General features: G+C 69.8%; 27 protein-coding genes. 8 read left to right on the forward strand and 19 right to left on the reverse strand.

The window, feature by feature from the left end; genetic code table 11:
• Positions 1-13 precede the first annotated feature (13 nt).
• The 6 genes from AB0I88_RS20675 to AB0I88_RS20700 form a co-directional block, all read right to left on the reverse strand.
• Entirely contained in the window at positions 14-1,132 is a 1,119-nt protein-coding gene (locus AB0I88_RS20675) for an aminotransferase class V-fold PLP-dependent enzyme (protein WP_361026609.1), read from the reverse strand.
• Positions 1,125-1,943, reverse strand: coding sequence for an SDR family oxidoreductase (locus AB0I88_RS20680; RefSeq protein WP_361026612.1), 819 nt, complete (start codon positions 1,941-1,943; stop codon positions 1,125-1,127). The genes AB0I88_RS20675 and AB0I88_RS20680 overlap by 8 nt, the downstream gene beginning before the upstream one ends.
• A 453-nt stretch (positions 1,944-2,396) precedes the next feature.
• The gene (locus AB0I88_RS20685; protein WP_361026615.1) at positions 2,397-3,149 is read right to left on the reverse strand and encodes an SDR family oxidoreductase; all 753 of its coding nucleotides are present in this window, start codon (positions 3,147-3,149) and stop codon (positions 2,397-2,399) included.
• The gene (locus AB0I88_RS20690) at positions 3,146-3,769 is read right to left on the reverse strand and encodes a hypothetical protein (protein WP_361026618.1); all 624 of its coding nucleotides are present in this window, start codon (positions 3,767-3,769) and stop codon (positions 3,146-3,148) included. The genes AB0I88_RS20685 and AB0I88_RS20690 overlap by 4 nt, the downstream gene beginning before the upstream one ends.
• Positions 3,769-4,110 carry a hypothetical protein gene (locus AB0I88_RS20695; RefSeq protein WP_361026621.1) on the reverse strand — a complete coding sequence of 114 codons (342 nt, stop codon included), beginning with the start codon at positions 4,108-4,110 and terminating at the stop codon, positions 3,769-3,771. Before AB0I88_RS20695 ends, AB0I88_RS20690 begins: the two co-directional genes overlap by 1 nt.
• A complete protein-coding gene (locus tag AB0I88_RS20700; protein ID WP_361026624.1) occupies positions 4,100-5,893 on the reverse strand; it encodes an NAD(P)/FAD-dependent oxidoreductase in 1,794 nt (597 codons plus the stop codon). Before AB0I88_RS20700 ends, AB0I88_RS20695 begins: the two co-directional genes overlap by 11 nt.
• A gap of 36 nt (positions 5,894-5,929) precedes the next feature.
• Between AB0I88_RS20700 and AB0I88_RS20705 the strand changes: the two genes are divergently transcribed.
• Together AB0I88_RS20705 and AB0I88_RS20710 are read left to right on the forward strand one after the other, a co-directional pair.
• Positions 5,930-7,000, forward strand: coding sequence for a GNAT family N-acetyltransferase (locus tag AB0I88_RS20705; RefSeq protein ID WP_361026627.1), 1,071 nt, complete (start codon positions 5,930-5,932; stop codon positions 6,998-7,000).
• Positions 6,997-8,178: an MFS transporter gene (locus AB0I88_RS20710; protein ID WP_361026630.1), complete on the forward strand. Its 1,182-nt coding sequence runs from the start codon at positions 6,997-6,999 to the stop codon at positions 8,176-8,178. The genes AB0I88_RS20705 and AB0I88_RS20710 overlap by 4 nt, the downstream gene beginning before the upstream one ends.
• A gap of 63 nt (positions 8,179-8,241) precedes the next feature.
• Here the strand turns inward: AB0I88_RS20710 and AB0I88_RS20715 are convergent, their stop codons facing one another.
• Positions 8,242-9,795 (reverse strand): GMC family oxidoreductase N-terminal domain-containing protein, encoded by a 1,554-nt coding sequence (locus AB0I88_RS20715; protein ID WP_361026633.1) that lies wholly within the window; start codon positions 9,793-9,795, stop codon positions 8,242-8,244.
• 167 nt (positions 9,796-9,962) lie between these two features.
• On the opposite strand from AB0I88_RS20715, the gene AB0I88_RS20720 reads away from it, so the two are divergent.
• Positions 9,963-10,367: an SgcJ/EcaC family oxidoreductase gene (locus tag AB0I88_RS20720; protein ID WP_361026636.1), complete on the forward strand. Its 405-nt coding sequence runs from the start codon at positions 9,963-9,965 to the stop codon at positions 10,365-10,367.
• A 65-nt stretch (positions 10,368-10,432) separates the two neighbouring features.
• On the opposite strand, the gene AB0I88_RS20725 is transcribed toward AB0I88_RS20720, so the two are convergent.
• The 6 genes from AB0I88_RS20725 to AB0I88_RS20750 form a co-directional block, all read right to left on the reverse strand.
• Positions 10,433-11,737: an activator-dependent family glycosyltransferase gene (locus AB0I88_RS20725; protein ID WP_361026639.1), complete on the reverse strand. Its 1,305-nt coding sequence runs from the start codon at positions 11,735-11,737 to the stop codon at positions 10,433-10,435.
• Between the two features lie 87 nt (positions 11,738-11,824).
• On the reverse strand, positions 11,825-12,349 hold the full coding sequence (gene tpx, locus AB0I88_RS20730; RefSeq protein WP_361026642.1) for a thiol peroxidase: 525 nt from the start codon (positions 12,347-12,349) through the stop codon (positions 11,825-11,827).
• Between the two features lie 109 nt (positions 12,350-12,458).
• The gene (locus AB0I88_RS20735; protein WP_361026645.1) at positions 12,459-13,526 is read right to left on the reverse strand and encodes a glucose-1-phosphate thymidylyltransferase; all 1,068 of its coding nucleotides are present in this window, start codon (positions 13,524-13,526) and stop codon (positions 12,459-12,461) included.
• A gap of 40 nt (positions 13,527-13,566) precedes the next feature.
• Complete coding sequence (locus tag AB0I88_RS20740) at positions 13,567-14,022, reverse strand: SgcJ/EcaC family oxidoreductase (protein ID WP_361026648.1); 456 nt, start codon at positions 14,020-14,022, stop codon at positions 13,567-13,569.
• Positions 14,023-14,056: 34 nt separating this feature from the next.
• Complete coding sequence (locus AB0I88_RS20745) at positions 14,057-14,536, reverse strand: SgcJ/EcaC family oxidoreductase (protein ID WP_361026651.1); 480 nt, start codon at positions 14,534-14,536, stop codon at positions 14,057-14,059.
• A gap of 143 nt (positions 14,537-14,679) precedes the next feature.
• Entirely contained in the window at positions 14,680-15,162 is a 483-nt protein-coding gene (locus tag AB0I88_RS20750) for an SgcJ/EcaC family oxidoreductase (protein ID WP_361026654.1), read from the reverse strand.
• Between the two features lie 508 nt (positions 15,163-15,670).
• Here AB0I88_RS20750 and AB0I88_RS20755 point away from each other — a divergent pair.
• Together AB0I88_RS20755 and AB0I88_RS20760 are read left to right on the forward strand one after the other, a co-directional pair.
• Positions 15,671-16,369, forward strand: a complete 699-nt coding sequence (locus tag AB0I88_RS20755; protein WP_361026657.1) for a response regulator transcription factor — start codon at positions 15,671-15,673, stop codon at positions 16,367-16,369.
• A gap of 41 nt (positions 16,370-16,410) precedes the next feature.
• Entirely contained in the window at positions 16,411-17,247 is an 837-nt protein-coding gene (locus AB0I88_RS20760; RefSeq protein WP_361026660.1) for an alpha/beta hydrolase, read from the forward strand.
• On the opposite strand, the gene AB0I88_RS20765 is transcribed toward AB0I88_RS20760, so the two are convergent.
• Together AB0I88_RS20765 and AB0I88_RS20770 are read right to left on the reverse strand one after the other, a co-directional pair.
• Positions 17,231-18,274: a carboxymuconolactone decarboxylase family protein gene (locus AB0I88_RS20765; RefSeq protein ID WP_361026663.1), complete on the reverse strand. Its 1,044-nt coding sequence runs from the start codon at positions 18,272-18,274 to the stop codon at positions 17,231-17,233. The two genes, AB0I88_RS20760 and AB0I88_RS20765, sit on opposite strands and share 17 nt — an antisense overlap.
• 174 nt (positions 18,275-18,448) lie before the next feature.
• On the reverse strand, positions 18,449-18,637 hold the full coding sequence (locus tag AB0I88_RS20770) for a hypothetical protein (protein ID WP_361026666.1): 189 nt from the start codon (positions 18,635-18,637) through the stop codon (positions 18,449-18,451).
• On the opposite strand from AB0I88_RS20770, the gene AB0I88_RS20775 reads away from it, so the two are divergent.
• On the forward strand, positions 18,620-19,342 hold the full coding sequence (locus AB0I88_RS20775; protein WP_361026669.1) for a helix-turn-helix transcriptional regulator: 723 nt from the start codon (positions 18,620-18,622) through the stop codon (positions 19,340-19,342). The two genes, AB0I88_RS20770 and AB0I88_RS20775, sit on opposite strands and share 18 nt — an antisense overlap.
• Before the next feature lie 21 nt (positions 19,343-19,363).
• On the opposite strand, the gene AB0I88_RS20780 is transcribed toward AB0I88_RS20775, so the two are convergent.
• The 3 genes from AB0I88_RS20780 to AB0I88_RS20790 all read right to left on the reverse strand — a co-directional run bounded on the left by AB0I88_RS20780 (position 19,364) and on the right by AB0I88_RS20790 (position 22,948).
• The gene (locus AB0I88_RS20780; protein WP_361026672.1) at positions 19,364-20,050 is read right to left on the reverse strand and encodes a response regulator transcription factor; all 687 of its coding nucleotides are present in this window, start codon (positions 20,048-20,050) and stop codon (positions 19,364-19,366) included.
• A 234-nt stretch (positions 20,051-20,284) separates the two neighbouring features.
• On the reverse strand, positions 20,285-21,103 hold the full coding sequence (locus AB0I88_RS20785) for an alpha/beta hydrolase (RefSeq protein ID WP_361026675.1): 819 nt from the start codon (positions 21,101-21,103) through the stop codon (positions 20,285-20,287).
• Positions 21,104-21,214: 111 nt separating this feature from the next.
• On the reverse strand, positions 21,215-22,948 hold the full coding sequence (locus AB0I88_RS20790) for a 2-isopropylmalate synthase (RefSeq protein ID WP_361026678.1): 1,734 nt from the start codon (positions 22,946-22,948) through the stop codon (positions 21,215-21,217).
• Positions 22,949-23,638: 690 nt separating this feature from the next.
• Here AB0I88_RS20790 and AB0I88_RS20795 point away from each other — a divergent pair.
• A complete protein-coding gene (locus AB0I88_RS20795; protein WP_361026681.1) occupies positions 23,639-24,571 on the forward strand; it encodes a UbiA family prenyltransferase in 933 nt (310 codons plus the stop codon).
• 145 nt (positions 24,572-24,716) lie between these two features.
• On the opposite strand, the gene AB0I88_RS20800 is transcribed toward AB0I88_RS20795, so the two are convergent.
• Positions 24,717-25,028: a hypothetical protein gene (locus tag AB0I88_RS20800; protein ID WP_361026684.1), complete on the reverse strand. Its 312-nt coding sequence runs from the start codon at positions 25,026-25,028 to the stop codon at positions 24,717-24,719.
• Between the two features lies 1 nt (position 25,029).
• On the opposite strand from AB0I88_RS20800, the gene AB0I88_RS20805 reads away from it, so the two are divergent.
• Entirely contained in the window at positions 25,030-26,385 is a 1,356-nt protein-coding gene (locus tag AB0I88_RS20805) for a histidine kinase (RefSeq protein WP_361026687.1), read from the forward strand.
• Positions 26,386-26,392: the final 7 nt, after the last annotated feature.

Here is a 26,392-nt window from a genome sequence, read left to right on the forward strand (position 1 = left end):
ACTTCCCCGATGCTCACCGCACGGCCCGCTCAATCTCGCCCAGCAGCACCGCGACCATCGAGGCGGTCGCGGTGCGCCCCACGAGTCCGATGCGGAACGCTCCGCCGTCGAACGGGCTCAGCCCACCGGCCACCATGATCCCGGCGCCGGCGAGGTGCGCCCGGATCTCGTCGGCACGCGGGTGCCGGACGACGACCACCAGGCTCGCGGCGTGTTCCTCGGGCACCGGCACGGACAGACCGAGCCGGCGCACACCGGCGCGGCACTCGGCGGCCAGGCGGCGGCGCCGGTCGATCCAGGCGGTGGCCCCGGCCGTCCGGATACGCCGCACGCTGCTGCCCAGGACGTGGATCAGGCTGGTCGGCATGGTCACCGGCGTGGGCTCCCAGTCCGGGCTCTCGGCGGCCGCGTGGTCCCACGTGGCCAGGTCGAGATACCAGCTGGCCGGGCGCCTCGACCGGCTCCGGACCCGTCGCCGCCCGTCCTCGCCGAGCGCCACCACGGCGAGTCCGGCCGCGCCGCCGAGCCCCTTCTGCGAAGCGGTGACCAATGCGTCGATGCCCATGCGCGCCATGTCGACGTGCTCGCCGCCGGCTGAGGCGATGGCGTCGACCAGGGTGACCGCTCCGGCAGCCCGGGCCGCCGCGGCGAGCCGCTCCACCGGGTGGCGCACCCCCGTGGAGGTCTCCACGTGGGTCACCAGCAGGCCGTGGCTCCCGGGCATCAGCTCGGCCACCCGGTCCACGTCGACCGGGTGGCCGGGGACGCATGGCACGACGCGCACCCGCAGACCGTGCGCGGACGCGATCGCGGCGAGGCGGTCGCCGAAGTAGCCGGAGCCCACCACGACCACTCGCTGACCGGGCTCGAAGAGGTTGAGTACCGCCGCGTCCAGGCCGGCCGAGCCCGACCCCGGAAGGAGGTAGGTGCGTGCGGCGCCGAACAGTGCGCCCAGGTCGTCGAGGACCCGCCCGAGGTAGGCGGCCCACGGCGGTCCGTAGTGCGGCTGGACCGGTCCGCCGAGGAGTTCGGCGTCGGCCGGGTCGAGCCGGCACGGACCGGGGATCATCAGGTGCTCGACGTGGCCGGCGACCGCGGTGCCGCCCAGCGCGCGCCTGCCGGTGTCAGGCATTCGCCGGCTTCTCCTCGAATACCTCGATCACGTCCGCGTCGTGATCGGTGGGGCGGTCCTCCCAGTCCCAGGCGCCGGCCACCGCGAGGGTGGCGCCGGAGATGTAGTCGGCGCGGCTCGCGACGAGAAACGCCACCGCCTCCGCGATGTCGTCGCCCGTGCCGAGCCGCCCCGCCGGGACGCGCCGGGACATCCAGGCCGCCTGGCGGGGATGCAGGTGGCCGTTGTCGATCAGTCCCGGGGCGACACAGTTCACGGTGATGCCGTACGGGGCCTCCTCGACGGCCAGGGACCGGGTCAGCACCGCGATCCCGGTCTTGGCCACGGAGTACGCCGCGATGTGCGGCGCCCCGCGGACCAGCAGGGAGGCGGACAGGCCGATCATCACGATGCGGCCGTGCCGCTGGGCCCGCATGGACGGCAGCACGGCCCGCGTCATGTAGAACGCCGAGTTGAGATTGCTGTTGATCACGTCGTTCCAGCGCTCGGCGGACGTGGCGGCGACCGGGCTGAGGCTGAACTCACCGACGTTGTTGACCAGTATGGACACGCCCGCGCCGAAGTGCTCCTCGGCCGCGCGGGCGAGGCCGGCCGCCTGCTCGGGATCGCTCACGTCGGCCTGGATGCCGACCGCCGTGGCGCCGCCGGCCTCGAGCTGCGCCACCAGGGAGCGGGCGGCGTCGGCGTCGGAGCGGTAGTTGACCACGACCCGGGCCCCGTCGCGGGCGAGCCGCTCGCAGAGGGTCCTGCCGATGCCGCGGGCGCCGCCGGTGACCAGGGCGACGGGTCCGGAACCGTTCGAATGAGTCATTTGTACGCTACCTCTGCGGGGAGTCGTCCGATCGACGGGTGGTGGTGAGCCGGGTAGCTCTGCCACATCGTCGGCGCCACCACCATGTCCGTGCATCTCGGAAATTGCCTGCATTATCCGCTTATCAGGTATACGGGCATGGGGCCGCATCTGTCGCGCGACCGCCTGTCCGCCCGATCAGGGCGCCAAACCGGTGGACCGTGTCACCGTGGTGCCGGACCGCGGCCCGGCACCACGTCACAACGGGTTCGGTGACCCTGCGCGCCGCGGCGAGGGCCGGGCGGTCCGGCGCCACGTCACAACGGGTTCGGTGACCCTGCTCGCCGCGGCAGGACCGGGCGGCCCGGCGCCCTCGGCCCGACGCCAAGGGAAGGTTCAGTGGCACCCTTCGTGACTCGGCGAGATCCGGTCGCCGGGACCGGCGGGCTCGGCCCGATGCCGGGCCGAACAGAGTCAGTGCAGATACGAGGCTCCGTTGAGGTGCAGCACCGAGCCGCTGGCCCACTCCGCCGCCGGCGAGGCGAGGTAGAGGACGGCCGACGCCACCTCGTCGGGCCGGGCCACCCGCCCGAACGGGCTCTGCGCCATGATCTCGTCCGAGTCCGGGCCGGTCAGGTACGGCTGGGTCATCTCGGTCTCGACCCAGCCGGGCGCGACCGCGGCCACCGCGATGCCCCGCGGCCCGAGTTCGAGCGCGAGCGTCTGTCCCATCGCCGTCAGCCCGGCCTTGCTGGCCGCGCCACCCGAACTGTTGATCTCGCCGCGGTAGGCACCCCGGGAGGACAGGTTGATGATGCGCCCGCCCGGACCCATGTGCCGCACCGCGCACCAGGTGACGTTGGCCGACCCGAGCAGGTTGACCTCGACCTCCGCCCGCCACGCCTCCTGCCACTGTTTGTAGGAAGCCGACAGGACGGGCGCGTCGGTGAAGATCCCGGCGTTGTTGACCAGGACGTCGATGCCGCCGAAGGCGCTCGCCGTCGTCTCGACGAGGCGTTCCACCGCCTCCGGATCGGCGACGTCGGCCTGCACGGCGAGGTGGCCGTCGCCGGGGAACTCCCGGATCAGGTCCTCGGCGAGTTTGCCGGAGGTGTGGTAATTGACGGCCACCCGGTCGCCGTTGGCGGCGAACGCCTTGGCGATCGCCCGCCCGATCCCCCGGGAGGCACCGGTGACGAGGACGGCGCGGCCACTGGACTGAGTCATACGTCGTCTTCCCTCGCGTCGTCGGGCGCAGCCGGCTGCCCCCGGTCGGTCTTCTCGCGCTGTTCCCGGAAGTAGTCGTTGAGCAGCGACTTGCCCTCGGGCACGAACTTCGCGCACACGTGCACATGGTTCTTGCGGTTGCGGGACTGCGCTTGCCACAACCGGGCGCCGGCCTCGGCGACCGTGGCCGGCGCGGTGCCGGCGAGCTGCATCTGTTTGAGGTGGCGGCGCAGCACGCGGAACCGCTCCAGCATCTGCTCGTGCTCCAGATTGAGGGTCCCGGAGAAGCCCGGGCTCAGGAACGGCGGCGCCATCGACGGCCGGATGATCCGCTCGTACGTGCCCTGGCTGAAATCGGAGGCGTAACGCATCGTCGCGGTCGCCGCGTCGTACAGCACGCGAAGGTGGTCCAGACATGCGGTCAGCTCCGGCCAGTGCCCGGACTCGAGTTCCGCGTGGGCGTCGACCAGCAGCGTGTTCATCGCGGTCAGATGCAGGTGGAACAGCTGGTGGCCGAGCTTCCAGCGGAGCACCGCCCGGTCCGTGTCGGCCGCGTCGACGACGCGCAGCGGACCCGGCTGACCGGCCGGAGCCCGGTCGCCCGGGGAACGCCGGCTCACTACGCCGCCTCCCGGCTACGGGTGCCGGACACACCGACCCAGTGCTCGAGCGTGGTGTGCAGCACCACCAGGCATCCGGCGAGGATGTCGCAGCGGTCCTCGGCCGACAGGTCGGTCAGCGCCAGATCGGCGAGGATCCCGCGCTGCACATCCAGGCACGACCGTGACCACGCCTGCAGATCCGGCCGGTCGCGGCGCAGGCGGAAGTACCCGTCGTACTCGGCGGGGCTGGACACCCCGGTGGCCTCGTCGGGGATCCGGCCGTCCGCGGGCAGGGTGATGGGAGCGATGAGCCCGTAGTCCGGCGCCACGGCGTCCGCAGCCGACTGGTCACCGGTCATGACCGTCCTCCAGTTCTCGCAGCACCACGTCGCTCGCGTTGCGGCCCGGCACGCCGAAGACGCCGCCGCCAGGCCGGGTCCCGGAGCCGCAGAGATACAGGCGCGGGACGGGTGTGTGGTAGTCGGGCAGCCCGGCGACCGGACGGCCGGCGAACAGGTCGAGCGGCGACATGACGCCGTGGTAGAGGTTCCCGCCCGGCAGCCCGATCACACGTTCCAGGTCGGCCGGGGTGTCCAGCTTGCGACCGACGACCGCGGCGGTCAGGCCCGGGAGGTACGGCTCCACGTATTCCAGCACGCGGTCGATGTACGACTCCCGGGTCTCGTCCCAGCCGGCCCCCGCGAGCGTGTGCGGCACATATTGCAGGTACATGCTCATCACGTGCCCGCCGGGCGGGGCCAGGCCCGGGTCGAGGACGCTGGGGATCGTGCACTCCACCTGTGGCTCGTCCGGCGCCCGGCCCCGCCGCGCCTCGGCGTGGATCCGGTCCAGGTGGTCGAGACTCGGGATGATCATGATCGTTCCGCGCAGGTTCGGTCCGGCGTCGTCGAGGCCGCGCACCCGGGGCAGGCGATCGAGGGCCAGGTGCAGCTTGGCGGCGATGCCCGGGTAGAGGGCTCCGGTGATCACGCTGCGGTAGCCGACGGGCACGGCGTCGGCGTCCACGAGGCGCTCGAACGTCGTCCGCGGGTCGGCTGCCGAGACGATCGCCCGCGCCGTCAGCTCGCCTCCGTCGCTGAGCTCGACGGCCTCCGCACCGTCGGACCCGACCCGGATTCGCGTCACCGGCCGCCCGGTGATGATGTCGACGCCGTGCCGCCGGCAGTCCGCGGCCAGGGCCCGCGTGATGCCGCCCATACCGCCCCGGACGTGGCCCCACGCGGGCCGCCCCCACTCGCCCGTGGTGAGCTGGTGGTAGAGCATCAGGTACGCGCTGCCCGGTGCGGACGGCCCGCCGTCGAAGCCGGTCGTCCCCTCGGTGCACAGCGGCACCTTCACCTCGTCGGACTCGAACCATTCGTCGAGCAGTTCCCGCGCGCTGCCGAACAGCGCCGTGACGAGCAGCCGCAGATCCTCGTCGGACAGCGCCGTGGCGGTGCTCAGCGCGGTCCGCAGCGCCGGGATGTCCCGGAACAACGGTGTACGGGACGGGCCGGTCAGGTACGGCTCGACCACCTGGGCCAGGCGGCGCATGGTCCGCCCGAACTCGGCGTACGCCTTCGCGTCGCGGGTGGAGAACTTACCGATCTCGGTGGCGTTGGCGGCCTCGTCGGCGCCCAGTGTCAGGGTGCGCCCGCCGGGGAAGAGCGCGGTCACCGAGGGGTCCCGCTCCACGATCTCCAGGCCGTGCCCGGCGAGGTCCAGATCATTGATCAGGTCCTGCGGGAACAGCGCGGTCACCACGCTCGCCGTGGAGAATCGGTGGCCCGGAATCAATTCCTCGGTGACGCAGGCGCCGCCCACCACGTCGCGTCTCTCGACAATGGCGACCCGCCGGCCGGCCCGCGCTAGACGGGCCGCGCACACGAGGCCATTGTGACCCGCACCGACAATGACGGCGTCATACATTTCTTTTTGCAGTCGGGGTGACTTCACCACGCCATCCTCGGCTCGCTGAAAATTGCGCCGCATCTCCGAGAATGCCATCGCCCGGCAATGGCGTCGACTTGTGCTGCGGACGTTGCCGGGCCGCCGGGCAGGACCGCTCTCTGGAAGAAGAATCGCCGCCGCCGGGTCGTCAGGCTGGGTCTTTGACCGCCAGTCTGAGCAGCGTCGCCTCATGATCGACGCTTCGACCGTCTGTCCGGAGGGTGAGCTATGTCTGACACCGTACGTTCCCGCTGGGCCGACTCGGCAGCCGCGGTGCCGGCCGGAACCTTCGACGGCCGGCACTTCTGCACGACAGTCGGGTGGGCCCGGGCCTGGGAGGGGGTGTACACCGAGCGGATACGCGCGTTCCGGCACCTGATCCTCGAGGGTGGCGCCGAGTCCGAACTGGTGCCGTTCTACCTGGTGGACCACTCGCCGATCTGGCGGGACTACGAGGACGTGGCCGGAGTGCCGGGCGTCTTCTCCGGTCCGGTGGTCTTCTCCTCCACCGTCTACGGTGTGCACGGCGGTGCGGGCGGCAGCTCAGCCGCCTACCGGGCGTGCACCGTGGACCTGGGCCTGGAGCAGGCCGAACGGTGGGGCGCCGAGGCGCTCGTGCTGGCCAACCTCACCGGCGACGAGCTGGAGGCCTGGACCGCTGTCCGCCCGTCCGGTCAGGCCGTCCTGCTGGACCAGGCCTACGAGGCGCCGGTCGGCGGCTCCGAGGCGGCGTTCCTCGGCCGGATGACCTCCAAGGTGCGCCGCGAGCTGGGCCGGCAGTGGCGCAGGGCCGCGGAGAGCGGCGTACAGATCAAGATTCTGACCGGCATCGAGATGACGCCGGCGCTCGACGAGTTCACCGCGCTGGCGATCGAGTCCTCGGAGAAGCACACCGACAACATCTACGGGCCGGAGATGTTCCGCAACCTGGCCGCGGCACCCGGCGCCGTTCTGCTGGTCGCCGAGCACGAGGGCCGGATGGTCGGCGCCTTCTACTGCTTCCTCTACCGGGGCGAACTCAGCCTGGTCATCGCGGGGCTGAACAACGACCGGCTGCACGAGTTGAACACCTACGCCTTCCTGGTGTACGAGTCGGTGCGCTACGCGGTCGCCCACGAGGCCGCGGTGATCAACGTCGGTCGCTGCAACTACGCCTGGAAGGAACGTCACGCCTTCCGCGGCTGCGACGTGTGGGCGCTGGTCTACCTGGTCGGGTCACGGCCGGACACCGCCGAGGCGCTGGAGCGGATGAACAAGGGCATCCACGAGTACCTCGCACAGAACTCGGCCCGCGGATGATCGACACCAGTACGGCACGGCTGAGGTACTCGGGGCGCCTCGCCTTCCTGCTCACCACCATCGTCGGCACCAACATCGGCTACACCGCGTTGCTGCCGTACCTGCCCCGGCTGTCCGAGCGTCTCGGGCTGACGGCGACCACCCTGACGATGTTCCTCGTCGGCTTCGCCCTGGCCAAGGTCGCCGGCCAGCCGCTGGGCGGCTTCCTCGCCGACATCTGGGGATTGCGCACCACCGCGCTGCTCGGACTCACCACGGCCGCCGCCGGCATGGTGCTGATCATCGTCGCGGAGTCCGCCTACCCGGCGATCGCCGGCCGGCTGATCTGGGGGGCCGCCGACGGCGTGCTCACCCCGGTGCTGTACCGGGCGCTGACCGTGATCTCAGCCGAGCACGGGCGCGACCCCGCGAGCGGCTACGCGAAGCTGGGCAGCGTCGCGGTGCTGAGTTTCGCGGGCGGTCCGTTCCTGGTCGGGCTGGTGCACCCGTTCGCCGGCTACCAGGCGGTGCTGGCCGGCACCGCGGCGCTGACCGTGGTCAACGCGGTGGCCGCGTGGTTCGTCCTGCCCGACCGGGCACGCAGCCGGCCCGCCGAGGACGAGCCCGCGTCCGGGCCGGTCCGATGGGCCACGATGCTGCGCGCCGTCGCCTTCTTCGGCATCATCGACCTGTTCGCGAACCTGCTCTGGGCGGCCATGGAGCCGCTGGTGCCGCTCTACCTGGAACTGACCCACCCGGATCCGACCGGCCGGTCGGCGTGGGTGCTCGGCTTCGGCATGGTGGTGTTCGCGGCCGCCAACCCGTTGATCGCCAAGCTGCCCGGCCGCTGGCGGATGCCGCGCATGGCCGGACCCGGGCTCGCCGTGCTCGGCGTGTCCACGATGGCGTTGAGCATGGTGAACGACCTCATGTGGGGCCTGATCGCGGTCGGCTTCTTCATGGTCGGTCAGGCCTACATCTATCTCATCGCGCGGACCGGCATCCAGCAGCACGGCGGCGGCTCGGGCCGGGCGTGGGGCATCTTCGGCATGTTCTCCGACACCGGCCTCGTACTCGGGCCGCTGGTCGCGGTGTGGCTGTTCGAGGAGTTCGACTCCCAGGTGTTCCTCGCGCTCGGCCTGGGATCGCTGGCCACCGTCGCGCTGTCCGTGGCGGTCCTCGGCCGGCGTCCCCGGTAGCCGGCACTCACCCGGAACGCCGCGGTCGCCGAGCGCGACCGCGGCGTTCTCGTGTGCCCGTGATCAGGCGGCCGGCCGGCGGATCAGGTCGGCGGCCTTCTCACCGATCATGATGGCCGGGGCGTTGGTGTTGCCGCGCGTGATGGCCGGCATCACCGAGGCGTCCGCGACGCGCAGCCCGGTCACGCCGAGGACCCGCAGCTCGGGATCGACCACGGAACCCATCGCGCAGGTGCCGACCGGGTGGAAGATGGAGTGGGTGTAGCGGCGGATGTAGTCGACCAGGTCGGCGTCGGACTCCGAGGCCGGCGGGCGGAACGGCGTCACCGTGTAGGAGCCGAGGGCCGGCTGCCGGGAGATCTCCAACGCCATCCGCAAGGCCACCACCGCGTCGGCCAGGTCCTGCGGCTCGGCGAAGTAGTTGTGCACGATGCGCGGCTTGGTGGTCGGGTCCTCGGAGGCCAGGGTCACGCTGCCGCGGCTGCGCGGGGTGAGCATCGACGGGCCGAAGGACACCGCGTGCGAGGTCGGGATGCCGAGCCCGGTGTCGACGAACATCACCGGCGCCGAGAGGAACTCCACGTCCGGCGCGGGCAGCCCGGCGGACGTACGGCCGAAGCCGCCGACCTCGGGACCGTTGCAGGTGAGCGGGCCACGTCCCTCGGACAGGAATTGCTGCAGGTTCTCCGGCGCGCCGGCGGCCAGCATGCTGATCGGGTGCTCATGCGTGAAGATCAACGGGATGAGGATGTGGTCCTGCAGGTTCTGGCCGACGTAGGGCAGGTCCGCCACGACCGGGATGCCCAGCGGAGCGAGGCCGGCGGCCGGGCCGATACCGGAGTGCATCAGCAGTTGCGGTGAGTTGTAGGTGCCGGCGGCGAGGATGACCTCCCGCTCCGCCCGGATGGTGAACTCCTCGTCGAGGCGGTACCCGGTCACGCCGGTCGCCGTACCGTTGCCGATGAGGACCCGGTGGACCTGCAGGTTCGTCTCGATCGTCAGGTTCGGCCGGCCCAGCACCGAGTGCAGGAACGCGGTCGAGGAGCTGGCCCGGCGACCGTCCTTCTGCGTCAGCTGGAAGTAGCCGAAGCCGTCCTGCTCGGCGCCGTTGAAGTCGTCGTTCGCGCCGTGCCCCGCCTCGATCGCGGCCTCCACGAAGGCCGTCGACATCGGGTTGCGCGAGCGGTTCTCCGAGACCGCGAGCGGTCCGCCCACACCGTGGTAGTGCGACTCGCCCCGCTCGTTGTCCTCCGAGCGCTTGAAGTAGGGCAGCAGTTCGTCGAAGCTCCAGCCCGGTTGCTTCCACTCGTCGTAGTCGAGCCGGTTGCCGCGGATGTAGATCTGTGTGTTGATCGAGCTGGTGCCACCGAGCACCCGGCCGCGCGGCAGGTAGACGCGGCGCCGGCCGAGGTGGGGCTCGTCGTGGCTGTCGTAGTCCCAGTCCAGCGCGGTCCGGAAGAGCTTCGAGAATGCCGCCGGGACGTGGATGTTCTGCGCGGTGTCCGCGGGGCCCGCCTCGATCAGGCACACCGAGATGTCGGGATCCTCGCTCAGGCGGGACGCCAGCACACACCCGGCCGAACCGGCGCCGACGATCACGTAGTCATAGGTTGACACTTTTCCTCCATTCCTTTTCAGGACCATGATGGAGCACCGTCCGACGCCGCCCACACTTCCAGGTTGCACACTTGCGCGCCATTCTCCGCACTCTGGAACAAAGGTGTTCCCGATCTCGCTCATACGATTTCGACGGACAACCCTGAATCGACGAAAGGTCTTTCACCATGGCGGAGCAGAACGGCACGGGAAAAGGCACACTGGCGAGGACGCGCGCCGAGCAGGAATTCGAAGAGGTGTACCGCCGCTACGACGAGGCGTTCCGGGCCCGGGACGTGGAGACCTTCCTCGGGTTCTACCGGGAGGACGTGACGAAGATCGACGCCGGCGGCGACGTCCAGTGGAGCCGGGCCGAGGTCGCCGAGCTGTTCCGCGTGCTCTTCGAGATGGAGTTCACCTCGGCCTTCGAACCGCTGAAGACGGTGGTCACCGACAACACCGCGGTGGTGGTCCTGGACTGCACGCTGACCTTCGCCGACTTCACGGAGCGTTTCTTCACCGCGCTGACCTTCACCAAGGCGGACGGCGAGTGGAAGGTGCTCGCCGCGGCCAGCACCAACGTGCCGGGCTGAGAAGACACCAGACGGTCCCCGCGCCGCTCACCGGCAGCGCGGGGACCGTCGTTCCCGGACTTGCCTCAGCGGGTCGCGCGGGCCCGGTGTTCCGCGGTCAGCCGCTCCAGCGACGGAATGATCTCATTCGGACTGGGCACACCCAGCTGCTCGATCCGCAGCTGCTCCGCGTTGCGCGCGAAGGACGGATCGTCCAGCACCCGGATGAGCTGCTTGCGCAGCTTGTCGGGAGTCAGGTTGTCGCCGTCGGAGACGTAGACGCCGGCGCCACGCTCCTCCAGGCCGTTGGCCATCGCGATCGAGCCCCACCACTTCACGTGCCAGTAGGTGCCGTTCACGATCAGCTGCGGCACGCCGTACTCCAGCGCCGTGGAGAACGTTCCCGGGCCGCCGTGGTGCACGATCGCCGAGCACGTCGGCAACAGTGCGGCCAGCGGCACGAAGTCCACCACGCGCACGTTGTCCGGCAGACCGGCCGTCGTCCCGCCGAGCTGCCGCTCGTTGAACGTGGCGACCACCTCGATGTCGAGGTCCTCAACCGCCTCGAGCAGCGCCCGGGCCGAGGACTCCACCCCGTGCGACTCGCGGTTGGAGACCCCGAGGGTCAGGCAGACCCGCTTACGGGTGGGCTGGTCGTGCACCCAGTCCGGGACCGTGGCCGGGCCGTTGAACGCGACGTGACGCATCGGAACGTAGTGCACCCCGGCGCGCTGGGTGTGGTGGATCCACTGGGGCGCCGGGTCGATGGTCCACTGCCCGAGGACCATCTCCTCGTCGAACCGGGCACCGTGCCGTTGCAGGATCGGCTGCAGCCACTGTTCCATCGGATCGGGCGTCGTGGCGCCGCCGGCCCGGGCGCGCCGGAAGTCCGCGCGCACCTGCGCCAGCGTGTCGACGCCCCAGGGCATGCGCGCGTGCGCCGCGCCGGTGACCCGGGCGGCGACCGCGCCGGAGAACGCCAGGGTGTTCCAGATGATCAGGTCAGGGCGCCAGCGGCGGGCGTATTCCACCGTCTCGTCGATCAGCGCGTCCGGGCTGAGCATCTTGAAGAAGTCGAAGGCGAGATGGTGCAGCGTCGCCGCCGGGTCGCCCCACCCGTACTCGGTCTGCACCGACTTCGGGCGGGTCAGCGGGTCGGTCGCCGGAGCGACCGGGTCCTGCTCGGGCTCCGCGTCCTCCATGTCCTGCTTCATCTCCGGCCGTGGCCGGCCTACGGGCGCCGGCGTCAGGCCGATGGAGGCGATGTAGTCGGCCATGTCGGGCTGGATGGCGACCCGGACCTGATGCCCGGCGTTGCGCATCGACCACGCCAAGGGCGTCATGAGAAAGGCCTGGGACCTGTTGATGACCGGTACGAAAAGCACGCGCACGGGAATTTCCTCCCAACCTGGTTCGCTCTGTGGGTTTCCAGCGTCGCCGTCGGCGGGCCCCGGAACATCTCCTGACGTGCGCGTCCGTCAGGCTCGGACGGCCCGCGCCGAGGCGATCGCAGCCTCGTAGTCCGGGTGCTGCTCGACGGCCGGCACGTACTCCGCGTACACGATGCGATCGCCGGCATCGATCACGAAGACCGCCCGGGCCAGTAGGCGCAGCTCCTTGATCACCACCCCGTACGCGAGGCCGAAGGAGAGTTCGCGGTAGTCGGACAGGGTCCGCGCGTGTGCCAGGCCGGCGTCACCGCACCACCTCCGTTGGGTGAACGGCAGGTCGACGGAGATCGTCAGCACCTGGACGCCGTCGATGCCGCCGGCCTCCTCGGTGAAGCGCCGCGTCTGCTGGTCGCAGACCGGGGTCTCCAGCGACGGCACGGTGGAGACGATCCGCACCGAGCCGGCCGAGGAGGCCGGCGTCACCGGCGACATGTCGTTGGCCACGACGGTGAAGTCGGGAGCCCGGTCACCCACGCGCACGGCGCTGCCGAGCAGGGTGACGGGCTTGCCCCGGAACGTCGTGATGCCGGTCCGCTCCGCGGTGATGGTCATGATTCTCCTCCTGACGGATGAACCCTTGTCAACGTGGCGTGGCCCGTCGGCCCGGCACCCATGGTCCCGGCGTCTCGGCCGATGCCCTGTCAGGCATGGTTCGATGGGGCTATCCGGCCAACTCGAGGCTGACGTGATCGCTGATGGCCAGGCGGTGGTAGGGACTTCCACGGTCGAGGGAGCGCACGGCCGCTGAGCGGCCGATGACCGAACTCCGCAGGCCGCGGACCGACGAGATGGAGGCGCCGTCCTGGACGATGGACCCGGCCAGGTCGGTATGGGAGAGGACACAGTCACGGCCGATGGAGGTGTTTGGGCCGATCCGGCTGTCCTCGATGACGGTATGTGCTCCGACGATCGCCGGGCCTTCGATCCGGGAGCGGACGATACGGGCGCCGGCCTCGATCACCACGCGCCCGGTAACACGGCTGGCGCCGTCCACCTCGCCGGTGACAGCCGGCCGGAGGTGCCCCAGGAGCCGGGCGTTGCAGGCGAGCACGTCCTCGGGACGCCCGATGTCCCGCCAGTAGCCGTCGTAGCGGCTGGCCTCGACCGCCGCACCGCTGGCGAGCAACCACTGCACGGCATCGGTGATCTCCAGTTCACCCCGGCGGCCCGGGGCGATGGACGCCACCGCCCGGTGGATCGCCGCGGTGAAGAAGTACACCCCGAGAATCGCCAGGTCGGACCGCGGGTGGGCGGGCTTCTCGACGAGCCGCTCCACCGCGCCGTCCCGGCCGATCTCGACGACCCCGAACCGGTGCGGATCGGCGACCTTCTGCACCACGATCTGGGCCGCCGGCCGGCGGGCCTGGAACTGCATGCCGACCTCGGCGATCCCGTCCGGGAGTACGTTGTCGCCCAGGTACATGACGAAGTCGTCGGCACCGAGGAACGGCTCGGCCACTTGTACACAGTGGGCCAGCCCCAGTGGCGCGTCCTGCTGTATGTAGTGCACCCGCATGCCGAACCGGCTGCCGTCGCCGATCGCCGCGCGGATCTCGGCGGCCCAGCGCCCGACGATGATGCCGGCCTCGGCGACCCCCAGCCCGCGAAGGTCCTCGAGAACGTACTCGAGGATCGGCCGGTTCGCGAGGGGGATGAGCTGCTTCGGCATGGAGTGGCTGAAAGGGCGCAGGCGGGTGCCGGACCCACCCGCCAGCACGAGAGCTTTCACGGTTTCACTCGCAATCCGTCAGGTCGGGACGAACCCGGGATCAGCCTTTGATCGGGCTGGTCTGCCGCGAGACGATCCGCCAGTCGCCGCCGGTCTTGACGATGACCCACGTGCCCCGGACCTTGTCGTCGGCCGCGACGGAGTCACCACCGGCGGGGATGATCCCGCCGTCGGTGACGGCCACCGCGACGGAGTCGGTCAGCAAGCGGATCTCGAGGTGCTCCTCGGTCAGCCGGGTTCCGCGCAGGGAACCGCTGAAAGCCTCCGCCATGTACGACCGGATCTGCTCACGGTCGGTCAACTGGAGGTCGCCGACCAGCATGCTGCCGTTGTCGACGAACATGTCGGCGAAGGCGTCCGCGTCGTTGGACTCCCACGCGGCGCGCACGCGCAGAGCCGCGGTGAGGGCGGCTCCGCGCTCGCCGTTGGGGTACTCGCCGTAGTAGGTCGCCCACTGCTTGGCGCTCTCGACGAGCGACGCTGCTTTCTCGGTCATCGTGGTCCTCCCTTGCCGTGATGCGGTGTGGATGTCACCAGCGGAGCGTGGCGCCCTCGCCACGGGGGCTGTTCTGATAGGCGGCGAGCTGCCACTTGCCGTTCCTCTTGACGGTCACCCAGGTGGACCGGACGGCCAGTTCGGGGGCGATCTCGGTCTCGCCGGGCGCGAGGATCCCGCCGTGGGTGCGGATGAGCGCGACATCGTCGGCGACGAATCGCACGTCCACCGGCCGGCCGGTCACGCCGGTGCCCTTGAATGGTCCCGCGAAGGCCGCGGCCATGAACGCGAGAACCTCGTCCCGGCCCTTCTTGAAGACGTCACCCGGCAGGATCATGATGCCGTCCTCGGTGAACACCTCCGCGATGCCGGCCGCGTCGTTCCGCGACCACGCGGCGACGAGCCGCAGCGGCAGACCGAGGGCCTCCTTCTCCTTGTCGCTGGTGAACTGACCGTAGTAGGCGTCCAGCGCGTCATTCTTGCCAGCCACATCCTGCGACGTGCTTGTCGACATGTCGGAACTCCCATTCGAGTAGACCGGTGGAACTTCGGAGTGGAGCCGGTGAGAGGCGGCCCCTGCGTCGCCACACCATCGTCGGCCCGGCTCTCCGGACGGGCACCTTCGTGCTTGCGGCGAGCCGTGTCACCGCGTCTTCGTCAGCCCTTGATCGGGCTGCCCTGATGCGACAGCAGTTCGAGCCGGCCGGGCCCGCGCCGGACGACCACCCAGGTCGCCCTGATCTGATTCCGCGGTTGCAGTCCGTCGTCGGTGGACAGCACGATGCCGCCTTGCGTGACGAACACCGCGACGTCGTTGTTGAGGAACCTGACCTCGAGCGGCCAGCCGGTGACCCGGGCGCCGCGGAACGGTCCGGCGAAACCCGCGGCCATGTAGGACCGGATCTCCGCCCGGCTGGTCAGCTGCTCGTCGCGCATCAGCAGGCTGCCGTTCCCGGCGAACACGTCAGCGAATCGGTCCGCGTCGTTGGCCGCCCAGGCGGCCTGGATCCGCTGTCCGACGGTCAGCGCGGCCTTTTCATCGGCCCGCGTGAACTGCCGGTAGTACGACGGGTCCTCCGTCACCCCGGCGGCCGCCAGGATGGCCCCGGCATCACCCCACGACGAGTTGTCCTCGAACATTCCCATTCCTCTCACCAACAGACGGAGGTCCACCGCAGATCGGCGGACCGGGCGCGCCGGGTGCGCGGAGCAGGCTGCCGGGTGACTTCGGAGACCCACCCGGAGAGATCCGGACGGGATCGTCCGTCACACATACCGCCGGCGACCGTCCCGATCCCGCCGCCTTCCGCGGCCAGATCCCCGTACGAGTCCTGCGGATCGGTCATCGGTTCCTCCTCCGGACGAGTTCCCAAACCGCCGGGCTCCAGCATGCGGCCGGCGGCGGGCCCGGTCTTCTCCTGAGGTGCCGACCGGCGGCGGCCGCGGGAGACGGGCCGGGAAGGCCGATGCGACCCGCTCAGGGCAGCCGAACCCGCGTCGCATGGATCGCGCCGGCTACGTCTTTCGATACCCCGGGTGCACCCTTCGGCGGTTCGGTTGAACGGCGCCCTCCGGAACTCCTAGGGTTCCTAGGTGACAAGCGCGACCGAAGTGCCAGGCAATGCGCCGACATGATAGCGAGTCAGCCATGGTGGTTCAGCAGTTGGAAACGTGGCATCCAAGACCGAGGCCTTTCCGGGTGGGAATCCTGGTGGCCGACGAATGTATCCGGCACGGGCTCACCGTCATGCTGGACTCCCTGTCGATAGTCGACAGGGTGCACATCTGGGGTTCCCCGGATTCCATTCCGTGGATCACCCCGGTATCGCGGGAATGGAATCTCGACGTTCTCATCCTGCGATACGGAGATCTCGGCAACGACGCCACCGAAAGGCTGGCGCGCGATGCCGGTAATCGTGGACTGAAGGTTCTGATCCTGCTGAACCGGGATCAGGAGGACACCCTGGACCGGATCATCGCCATTCCGAGCGACGGCTTCATCGTGCAGGAGGAACTCACGTCCGCGTCGCTGGCGATGGCCATCACCGGCGTCACCGACGGGATGATGCCGGTGCCGGCGATGCTGGCGAACCGGTTGCTGACCCGGGCCCGCGAGGGCGGCCTGCGGCCGGCGACGGCCGGCACGAACCTGACGCCGCGGGAGCGTCAGGTCCTGCAGCTGCTCGTCGAAGGGCTGAGCAACAAGGAGATCGCACGGCGGCTGAGCGTCTCCCAGCATGGCGTCAAGCGCCTGGTGTCGAACGTGCTGGCCAAACTCAACTGCCCCAACCGCACGCAGGCCGTCGCGGTGGCGCTCACCGACGGGATCGTCGCGCAATCCCAGTGACCGTCCACGCAAGTCCCTCCACACTCGACAGGTTGGCAGTCATGGAGCACGAAGCACTCGGTGTCCCCGTCCATTTCGCTCAGCGTGGCGACGGCATGCCGATCCTGGTCCTGCACGGTGCGAACGTCGACCACCGGGAGATGCTGGGCAGCATCGATCCGGTGTTCGGCCGCACACACGAGTACCGGCGCGTGTACCCGGACCTGCCGGGGATGGGCCGCACCCCGGCGCCGGAGAAGCTGAACAGCAGCGACGACGTCCTCGATCTGATGCTGGCGTTCGTCGACGGCGTGATCGGCGACGAGTCGTTCCTGGTCATCGGCCACTCCGCCGGCGGCTACTTCGCGCGGGCCATCACCGGACGGCGCCCGGAGCAGGTGGCCGGAATGGCGCTGATCTGCCCGCTCGGCGAGAGCTTCCAGAAGCTCCCCGGGCATCAGGTGCTGCATTCCTCGGCCGATCCGGCCGAGGAACTCGAGCCGAAGGACGCGCGGGAGTTCCGGGACTACTTCGTCGTGCAGTCACGGGAGACCGTGCGTCAGTACAAGAAGTACGTCGTGCCGTCCCAAGCCCTGCTCGACGAGGCCGGCCTGGAACGGATGGGGGCCAACTGGATGTTCAGCACCAGCCCCGAGAACGGCTCGCCGTTCCCCGGCCCGGCCCTGATCATCACCGGGCGCCAGGACTCCATGGTCGGATACGCCGGGCCGTGGGACCTGCTCGAACACTATCCCCGGGCGACGTTCGCCGTCCTCGACCGCGCCGGCCACGCGCTGCCGCACGAGCAGCCCGGACTCGTCGAATCGTTGATCATCGAGTGGCTCGGCCGGGTCCGCGAGTTCCGCTCCGGGAAGGCCTCCGTCAACCCCCGCCGCTGAACTCCGGGCGGCCGCGCAGCGCGTCCCACGTCCAGCTCCCGACGCGCCGCGCGGCCGCCAGGCTCGCCCAGGAGGTCAGCTCGACAAGTGCCCGGTCGGCGGGTCGGCCGTCCCGGAACTCCGCGACGACCGACGGTCCGACCTGATACGAGGCCCGCGCGGTCAGCAGGGCCAACCTCCCCGCCGGCCGGTCGGCGGCGGAGAGCGCGGAGACGGCGTCCTCGACCCAGGCACGGCTCATCCCCGGGGCGTCGCCGGACCACCCCGACAACTCGGACAGCACCAGCTCGCGGACGGAGACCGGAACCGTCGCCTCGGCGGCCGCATCGACCGCGGCGGTCGCCCGCGCGAACGCCTCAGCGACGTGCGGGCTGCCGGCGGCCCAGCTCAGATCCGCGGGTGCCGTGGCCGGGGGCAGCAGATCCACCGACTCCCCCGGGCGGCGGGCCGCCCGGGTGTGAGGGCCGAGGATCCGGACCAACAGCCGGAGCAGCCGGCCCTGCATCGGGACCGGCAGATCGGACGGGAACGGCGACTCCCGGAGGAACACGTTGACCATGCGGTTGAGGTAATGGAAGGAGACGACCACTCCGATGAGTTCCGCAGCGTGCCCGGCCGGAAACGGCATGTCCCGCCGGTTGCCGGCGTGTCCGCAGCTCTCCGCCCAGGCGTCGATCTCCGCGAGGCCGGGGCCGGGCGCGAGGCCCCGCAGCGTGGCGCTGTGCACCTCCACGCAGTACGGACAGGTGTTGCCCCGGGAGACCGCGGTACCAACCGCCTCCTTGGTCGCCCGGTCAGCCCGCCCGGTGGCGATGAGCGTCTCCCGCAGCATCAGCCAGGAGGCACCGAGCACGTCCGGAGCCGGCGAGTGCAGCGCGATCGGCGGCGCCAGCATCCCGAACTCCCGCTCGAGACGGTCGTACACCCCCGCGACGAGGCCGGTGGCGGCCTCCGGCCTGACCGGGTCGATGTGCCGGATCTGGGCCAGCGAGCTGCGACGTGCGACCCGGCGAAAAATGCCCGCCATGACGTGCTCCCTAACGGCGACGACAAGTGGTCGGCAATCTGTTTCCGATCCCCATTGTTCCGTGCCGCCACGGCCGGCGAAAAGAATCGGTCGGCGTCACCGGCATACCTAGCCACCCGGGTAGGCCGGGCCTAGCCACCTTGCGCCACCGCATAGCTCTGGCGAATACCGAATTCATTGACGACGCTGATAGCAACCGACAAGCGTACGATTGAAGCTGACAACTGTGGAGATCTCATGCAAGCGGTCGAGCAGGCGGTCGAGCGAGCCGTTGAACACGTTATCGAGGCCATTCACGAAAGTTATGGCGAGGAACTCTGCATCGATGATCTGGCACGCACCGCCATGTACAGCAAGTTCCATTTCACGAGGATTTTCCAGCGGGTCACCGGACTCACGCCCGGACGATTTCTCTCCGCCGTGCGGCTGCAGAAGGCCAAGCAGTTCCTCACGTCGACCTCGCTGACGGTCACCGACATCAGCCACATGGTCGGTTACACCAGCGTCGGCACCTTCAGCTCCCGGTTCGCCTACAGCGTCGGGGTGCCACCGCGCACCTACCGGAGACTCGGCGGGGTGCGGCCGTGGACGTCCTTCGCCGACAGCCGGAGCAGCGGGGGTCCCCGAGCCGCCGGGCAAACGCGGGCGTCGCTGCGCGGAGACGTCTCGTTCACCGAGACGGCGGCCTCCGGACCGGTCTTCATCGGGCTGTTCCCGGGCCGCGTCCCCGAGGGCGAGCCGGCACGCTGCATCGTCGTACCCCGGCCCGGGCCCTACGTGCTCGACGACATCCCGCCGGGCTCATGGCACGTGACCGCGTGCTCGCCGCAGCACACGCCGGGCCGTCCAGCCGCCGGCCGCCTCGCCGCGGTCGACGGGTTCGGCCTGACCGCCGACGACCAGAGGATGGCGATCAGCCACCTCGGTCCGGTCACCGTGCACGCGGGGACGACGCGGATCGCCGATCTTCAGCTCCGCCCGATGCGCCCGCTCGACCCCCCGGTCCTGCTCGCGCTGCCCGAGATGCGCCCCGAGATGGCGGTGGCCGCACCGCAGCAGGCGGCCTGAGGCGGTGTCCCGCCCCGGCGGTCAGGTCGGGGCGGTCCCAGTTCTACGGATCGAGGGCGGCCGTTCCTTGACCGTGATCAGCGACGCCGCCGCCGCCTTGTTCACGGCGTCGATGCGCGACACCGCCCCCAGCTTCACGAAGATGTTGCGCAGGTGACGCTTGACGGTGGCCTCCGTCAGGCCGAGCCGGGACGCGATCTGCGTGTTGCTCAGAGCCTGCGCCGTCAGCTCCAGCACCTCCCGTTCACGGGCGGACAGCAGGTCGGACGACGACTCCTGCGCCTGGGCCAGGCTCTCCCTGGAGACCGCGAGGATGACGCGGCCCGGGTCGAAGTGGACGCTGCGGATCGCCGACATCAACTCCTGCCGGTGCACGCTCTTGAGCAGGTAGCCCCGGACGCCCTCGACGAGCAGGCTGCGCAGCAGTTGGGGGCCGTCGTACATGCTCACGATGATCACTTTGGACTCCGGCGCGGCGGTCCGGAGCCGCCGCACCGTCGTGGTCACGTCGTCGCCGGGGATTTCGACGTCGAGCAGGATGACACTCGGGCGCTTCTCCGCGGCCTGCGCCAGGGCGCTCGCGCTGTCGCCGGCCTCCGCGACCACCACGAGGTCGTCCTGCGCCTCGAGGATCTCGCGGAGTCCCTCACGCAGCAGGGCATGGTCGTCGACCAGCATGATCGTGATCTGATCAGGTGCCTGCGGCATCGTCGCTCCCCCATCGAGGGACAGCGGCGGCCGGCGGGAGCCATCTCACCTCGGCCGAACCTCCTCCACGGTCTCCTCAGCGCAGCGCCTTCACCAGGATGCTATCGGAACCGTCCGGCCACTTCGGAATCCGAAAGCGGACACGGCGGCGTGGCGAACGGGGGGATGATGCCGAGATCAGCCCGAGTACGACTTGGCGCTGCATCCGTGAAATGGTGCACCGCTCGCGCCGGGTCACCGCGGCTCGGCCAGGAATGTCGCCACGAGTTCGTTGAAGACCTCCGGCTCCTCGTAGAAGAGCAGATGCGCGCGGTCGGGAAGCACCGCCAGCTCGGAGCCGGGGATGGTGCGGTGCAGCCACTCCTGCGCCATGGTCGGGACGTGGCTGCGGGCACCTCCGACGATCAGGGTCGGAACGGTGATCCGCGGGATGACGTCGCGCCAGTCGCTGTAGACGTAGTCGAACATCAGCGACGCGGCGGCTTCGGCGGGCATCCGGAGCACCTCGCCGACGAGCCACTCCACGTCGGTGCGGTCGGCGGTGACGAACGAACCGACCAGGCGACGCACGACGGCCTCCTGGTCGTCGCGAAGGGATCTCACCATCTCCATCGCCTCGGCCGCGGTCCACACCGCGCCCGTGTCGGCGATGTCCTGCTCGGTCATCTCCGGCGTCCGGCACAGCAGGACGGTGCCGTCGACCAGGACGAGCCGGGCCAGCCGCTCGGGCCCGAACAGGTCGTAGTAGCTCCAGGCCACGGCACACCCGAGTGACCAGCCCAGGAGACTGACCCGCGAGAGCCCGAGCGCATCGATGAGTTCGCTCAGGTCCTTGGCCAGCCGGGAGAGGCGGTAACCGTACGACGGCTTGCCGGACTCGCCGTGCCCGCGCTGGTCGTAGACGATCACCCGGTACCGGTCCCGCAGGCCGTCGAGCTGGTGGACGAAGACCGAGGCCGGCTGGGCGATACCCGGGATGATGATCAGCGGCGGGCCGCTCCCGGCCTCCCGGTACGACAGTCGCACCCCGTCCGATGTCACAACCTCAGGCACCGATCGACTCCCCCACCGCTCGCCGTCAGCTGATCCTTACCGAGCGCAGACGATAAGCCAACCCCGTACCGGGATCGAGCCGGTGACGACGGACCCGCCGCGGGATGCCCCTCAGACGCTGGCCTCGGCGGGAACCTGCACCGGGGCCAGGGCCGGCCGCCGAGCCGCCGGCACGGCGTCACTGCCACGCAGCGCGCGCCCGACCGCGGACCGGGTCGCGGCGACCGCGGCGGCCACCATGTCTTCATCGAGCCCCACGCCCCAGACCGGCCGCACGGCGCCGTCGACCCGGCACTTCGCGTACACCGCGAAGCCCAGTCCGGCGTCGGGGGCCTCCGTGTCCGGGGACGGGGACGATCCCCCGATCTCGGCCACCACCGCGTCGGTGCCCAGCGAGGCGAGCACCGCTTCGACCACCCGGGCGTCGTCGTGCGCCGCGTCGCCGACCCCGCGATTGCGCCGATCGACGTACAGGGTGGCGGACACCGCCGACGGGCGCACGGCCATCGGTTCCAGGTATTCGGTCTCGAAGATCCGCCACATCTGGGCCGGGCTGATCTCACCACCGCACGCGTCGGTGCAGTCCTGCACCACGCGGGCGAAGTCGATCTGAAGGTCGCGCGGCAGGTTGAGGCAGTGCCGGACGCGCATCACGTAGGCCACGCCGCCCTTTCCCGACTGGCTGTTGACACGCACGATCGACTCGTACGTGCGCCCGATGTCCTTGGGGTCGATCGGCAGGTAGGGCACCTCCCAGCTCATCTGCGCGGGCGCCTTGCCCTGCTGCTTCGCCCGGCGTTCGAGCGCGGTGAGCCCTTTGCTGATCCCGTCCTGGTGGAGCCCGGCGAAGGCGGTGAAGACCAGGTCGCCACCGTACGGGTGCCGGGGGTGCACCGGGATGTCGGTGCAGTACTCGGCGACACTCCGGATCCGCTCCATGTCGGAGAAGTCGATACCCGGATCGATGCCCTGGGTCAGCAGGTTCAGCCCTAGCGTGACCAGGCAGACGTTGCCGGTACGCTCACCGTTGCCGAACAGGCAGCCCTCGATCCGATCGGCTCCGGCCACCATGGCCAGCTCTGCGGCGGCCACCGCCGTGCCGCGGTCGTTGTGCGGGTGGACCGACAGGCAGATGTGCTCGCGTCGGGACAGGTGCCGGTCCATCCATTCGATCTGATCGGCGAACATGTGTGGTCCGGACCGCTCCACCGTGGACGGGAAGTTCAGTACGATCTCGCGACCCGGACCCGGCTGCCAGACGTCCATGACGGCTTCACAGACCTCCAACGAGAAGTCCATCTCGGTCTCGTTGAACATCTCCGGGGTGTACTCGAATGCCAGGTCGGTGCCGCCGAGCAGGCTTCCGGCGTACTGCTGCACCCAGCGGGTGCCCTCGACGGCGATGTCCCGGCACTGTCGCCGGTCGATCTGGGACACCAGGCGGCGGCTCACCGGTGCGGTGGCGTTGAAGACGCAGATCGTCGCCCGGCGCGCGCCACGCAGGCTCTCCACGGTACGGCGGATCAGCGCGTCGCGGGCCGGCGATCCCACCGTGATCCGGACGTCGTCGGGGATCCGGTCCTCCTCGACGAGCAGGCGCACGAAGTCGTAGTCGTCCTGGCTGGCGGCCGGGAAACCGATCTCGATCTCCTTGTAACCCATGCTCGTGAGCAATTCGAACATGACGAGCTTGCGCCGGGGGCACATCGGTTCGGGCAGTGACTGGTTGCCGTCTCGCAGGTCGGTGGTGAGCCAGCGGGGCGGGCGGTCGAGTGTGCGGTCGGCCCATTGGCGGTCGGGCAGCTCGATACGACGGAACGGAGCATAGCGGTGATGCGTGTCCATGGGTCCTCTCCCGATCGATCGGACTGGTGTCGAGTTTCCAAATTCAGTCACGAATGTGGCCGCACGTGGATCGGCGCGGACCGCCTCAGACTCTTCCCGTGAAGGTGTTCCTGCACTGTTGACGCCGCATTCCTCGGCAGCTGACGAGTCCGGATCCACCGATCCGCGGACCGCGATCGACAGGTGACAATCTCCTTATCACCGACAAAGGAGCGAACCGCCAGGATCGGGAGCATGGGCTCTTGTCAGGGACGCGTCGAAATTAACTCAGCGCCGACTCGACGGCAACCAAGCGAAGCAAAACCGGACCCGGTCGAACCGTAGGGAACCCTGTGCGGTATCGAAAGTTGTAGGCCGGGCGACCGGCCGACACAACTCCGCCGCCGCGACGCCCGGCCGGCCCGCGCACCGCCTCGCCCAGGAATGCGCCGGCCTCCGTAGCCCTGGGTGTGGCCTGCACGAACGGCCGGACCGGCAGCCCGTGTCGGGGTTCGGTCCCGCCCGATGCGCTCGGGTCGGCCCGCTTGATCGGATCGATCCGGACGCTCATTCACAGCTCCGGACTCGGTGCCACCGGTGTCGGCGGATCGGTATCAGAAGTCGGGATTCCCATATTCCGTCGTGCGGAATGCGGCTTCTCGGCGAGCCGATCTCTTTGCCGTTAGACATCGATCAGCAAGAATCCCCACCATGGACACGTACCTGACCCCGAGCACGCCACGACCCCACGTCATCCCACGGCTGGGCCTCATCGCGCGTCTGTGCGTGATCGATGCACGTCCCACCGTGCTCCTGGTCTTCCTGCTGCGTTTCCTGGTGGGCAGCGCTTTCGCCGGTGCGGACCTCACCCGCGACGCTGTGGTGCGCATCGGCGCCACCGCGCTGGTGTGGGAACTCGCGGTGTTCGCGGTCTACCTGTTCAACGGCGTCACCGACGTCCACGAGGACCGGATCAACGGCTCGCGGCGGCCGATCGCCCGCGGCGACCTGTCGACGACTGCCGCCGGCCGGGTCGTCGTCGGCGCGTCCGTTCTCGCGGTCGGCGGCGCCCTGCTGCTCGGCGACGCCGTGCTCTGGCCGGTGCTGGCCCTGCTGGCGCTGGGCTACTGCTACTCCAGCCCGCGTGTCCAGCTCAAGCGGCACGCCACCACCTCGGTTCTCACCGGGATCACGCTCGGGCTGCTGACGTACTTCGCCGGCCACATCGCACACACCGGCGGCTGGTCGTGGCCCAGTCCGGCACTCGTCGTCTTCGTCGTGGCCGCGAGCGCCTGGATGGGCATCGTGGGCGGGGTGACCAAGGACCTGTCGGACGTGCCCGGCGACGTGGCGGCGGGGAGGCACACCATCGCCGGAGCGTGGGGCGAGCGGCGGGCGCGGTACACGGCGGCGGTCTCGGCGATGGTGCTCGCCTCGGCGTTCGTCACCTCCGCCGCACTGACATCGCCGCTGTTGCTGTGGCCGGGAATATCGATGCTCATCGGTGCAATCGCGATGACCGTGGCATGTCTGGGCGGAATCGCCGGAGCCACCCGGAAGGACAGTCGTGCACCATATCGGGTGTTCATGACTACGCAATACTTCCTCAATATCTCCGCAATCCCCCCCATTCTGTCCGGTTGATGGTTTCGTCGTCCTGGGAACTGATCTCAGCAAGATCCGCTTGTGTATTTGCAGTTGAAATGGGTCGGATGCAGCGCAGCAGCGGCTATGTCACCGATGCGGCGTGGGTTGATCGTGCTGTGACGCAGGACTTTCCAGCGGCCGATCAGGATGGCGAAGCCGCGTTCGCCTGCCGGCGCAGAGCGCGTAGGAGCCGGCTGCAGGCGCGGTCGTCGATGGCGAGGGGTTCACCGTCGGCCGGTTGCTTGACCGGGGTCTTGATGCCTTGGCCGGTGCCTTCGTAGCCGGAGTCGGCCAAGGCGGGCAGGACGAGTTCGGCGGCGGCCCAGTCGAGTGCGGCGGTCACACCCAGGTCGCGGGCGCAGCTGGTGTCGTGCAGGTGCCCGGGCACGACGTTCGGCGGCGAGCAGCCGGCCGAGGTACTGCACCAGGTCCCCGGGGACGTCGACCATGGCACGATGAGCCAGCACGTGGAACCCTCTCGAATGGATCTGTCGCAAGACCTGATCTATCGATCGCTCCACATCCGTTTCGAGGACGTCCGGTACTACCGATTCACCCGTGTCGTACCGATCAACCGCAGTTCCTCGCTGAGATCAGTTCTGTGTAGGATGAACTCGGGCCCAAAAGGGCGAGCGGTTCATCTATATTTCGGGACGAATTCCGGACGATCCGCGTGCGGGTCGACCGCACTACGGGGGTTCGAGCAGGCTGTGGCTGATGACTCCCGCGAAGGCGCGGAGCTGGCGAGGAGCACCTTGGCCTCGCTCATCGAGCATGAGCGCGCCGAGATCCTGGCCGCTTACATGCGCGCGCTGGAGTCCGCGAACAGCACCGTGGCCGGTGACCCCACCGCCCGCGCGCAGACCATCGCGCACGCCGGTCAGACGTTGACCGACATCACGCGCAGTCTGCGGGCAGGCCGGGTTCTGATCGACGGGGGTTCCACGATGCTCGCCTGGGACATCGGCGAGACGCGCGCGTCGCAGGCCATCCCCACCCGGGAGTCCTGGCAGGCCGCGACGGTGTTCGCCGAGACCGTGGTGCAGTGGATGACACACCGCCTGGACGCCGGAGCCCTCGAGACCTTCGGCATCGTGATGCTGACGCTCAACCAGAGCATCACCATCCGGATCCGCGAGGCGACCGGCGCGTACACAGGCTATCTGCTGAACCGGATCCACGAGGCCCACCTCGGCGAACGCCACCGCATCGCCCGGGAGCTGCACGACCGGGTCAGCGAAGGGCTGAGCGTGGCACACCGGCGGCTCGAGCTGTTCCAGGACTACCGCGAGAAGGATCCGCTCAAGGCGGCGGCCCAGGCCGGGAAAGCCCAAGAGGCGGTGCTCGGTTCCCTCGAGAGCCTGCGTGGCGTGATCAAGGACCTACGCCTGGAAGCGCCCTTGAAGAGCCTCGAGAAGGCACTGGCCGGATACATCGACTCGGTTCCCACCGGTGACCACCAGTTGCGGCTGAAGGTGAACGGCGACGAGACGTGGCTGCCGACCACGGTGCGCGAGGAGTCGTTCCTCATCATCCGGGAAGCCATCCGCAACTCTCTGACCCACGGCGCCGCCGGTGTGACGCTCATCCAGGTGGACATCGCCCCTCACGAGCTGCGCGCGGTGATCGAGGACACCGGCGGCGGCTTCGACCCGTCCGGCGTGCCGGCGTCGTCGACCGCCGGCCTGTCGTCGATGCGGGAGCGCGCGGCCCTTCTGGGCGGCATCATGTCGGTGGTGTCCCAGCCCGGACACGGCACCCAGGTGGAACTCACCGTGCCGCTGCAGACCCCGCACGCGGACTGCGACTGAGACCGTC

Source organism: Actinoplanes sp. NPDC049802, assembly GCF_040656595.1.
GTDB lineage: Bacteria > Actinomycetota > Actinomycetes > Mycobacteriales > Micromonosporaceae > Actinoplanes.

Coding starts and splice junctions, on each gene's coding strand:
- AB0I88_RS20790 (WP_361026678.1), bottom strand. CDS start 22,948: ATGGACACGCATCACCGCTATGCTCCGTTCCGTCGTATCGAGCTGCCC.
- AB0I88_RS20705 (WP_361026627.1), top strand. CDS start 5,930: ATGTCTGACACCGTACGTTCCCGCTGGGCCGACTCGGCAGCCGCGGTG.
- AB0I88_RS20805 (WP_361026687.1), top strand. CDS start 25,030: ATGAGCCAGCACGTGGAACCCTCTCGAATGGATCTGTCGCAAGACCTG.
- AB0I88_RS20795 (WP_361026681.1), top strand. CDS start 23,639: ATGGACACGTACCTGACCCCGAGCACGCCACGACCCCACGTCATCCCA.
- AB0I88_RS20765 (WP_361026663.1), bottom strand. CDS start 18,274: ATGGCGGGCATTTTTCGCCGGGTCGCACGTCGCAGCTCGCTGGCCCAG.
- AB0I88_RS20775 (WP_361026669.1), top strand. CDS start 18,620: ATGTACAGCAAGTTCCATTTCACGAGGATTTTCCAGCGGGTCACCGGA.
- AB0I88_RS20680 (WP_361026612.1), bottom strand. CDS start 1,943: ATGACTCATTCGAACGGTTCCGGACCCGTCGCCCTGGTCACCGGCGGC.
- AB0I88_RS20740 (WP_361026648.1), bottom strand. CDS start 14,022: ATGACCGAGAAAGCAGCGTCGCTCGTCGAGAGCGCCAAGCAGTGGGCG.
- AB0I88_RS20760 (WP_361026660.1), top strand. CDS start 16,411: ATGGAGCACGAAGCACTCGGTGTCCCCGTCCATTTCGCTCAGCGTGGC.
- AB0I88_RS20720 (WP_361026636.1), top strand. CDS start 9,963: ATGGCGGAGCAGAACGGCACGGGAAAAGGCACACTGGCGAGGACGCGC.
- AB0I88_RS20710 (WP_361026630.1), top strand. CDS start 6,997: ATGATCGACACCAGTACGGCACGGCTGAGGTACTCGGGGCGCCTCGCC.
- AB0I88_RS20755 (WP_361026657.1), top strand. CDS start 15,671: ATGGTGGTTCAGCAGTTGGAAACGTGGCATCCAAGACCGAGGCCTTTC.
- AB0I88_RS20675 (WP_361026609.1), bottom strand. CDS start 1,132: ATGCCTGACACCGGCAGGCGCGCGCTGGGCGGCACCGCGGTCGCCGGC.
- AB0I88_RS20685 (WP_361026615.1), bottom strand. CDS start 3,149: ATGACTCAGTCCAGTGGCCGCGCCGTCCTCGTCACCGGTGCCTCCCGG.
- AB0I88_RS20700 (WP_361026624.1), bottom strand. CDS start 5,893: ATGAGGCGACGCTGCTCAGACTGGCGGTCAAAGACCCAGCCTGACGAC.
- tpx (WP_361026642.1), bottom strand. CDS start 12,349: ATGACCATCACCGCGGAGCGGACCGGCATCACGACGTTCCGGGGCAAG.
- AB0I88_RS20745 (WP_361026651.1), bottom strand. CDS start 14,536: ATGTCGACAAGCACGTCGCAGGATGTGGCTGGCAAGAATGACGCGCTG.
- AB0I88_RS20770 (WP_361026666.1), bottom strand. CDS start 18,637: ATGGAACTTGCTGTACATGGCGGTGCGTGCCAGATCATCGATGCAGAG.
- AB0I88_RS20780 (WP_361026672.1), bottom strand. CDS start 20,050: ATGCCGCAGGCACCTGATCAGATCACGATCATGCTGGTCGACGACCAT.
- AB0I88_RS20695 (WP_361026621.1), bottom strand. CDS start 4,110: ATGACCGGTGACCAGTCGGCTGCGGACGCCGTGGCGCCGGACTACGGG.
- AB0I88_RS20750 (WP_361026654.1), bottom strand. CDS start 15,162: ATGTTCGAGGACAACTCGTCGTGGGGTGATGCCGGGGCCATCCTGGCG.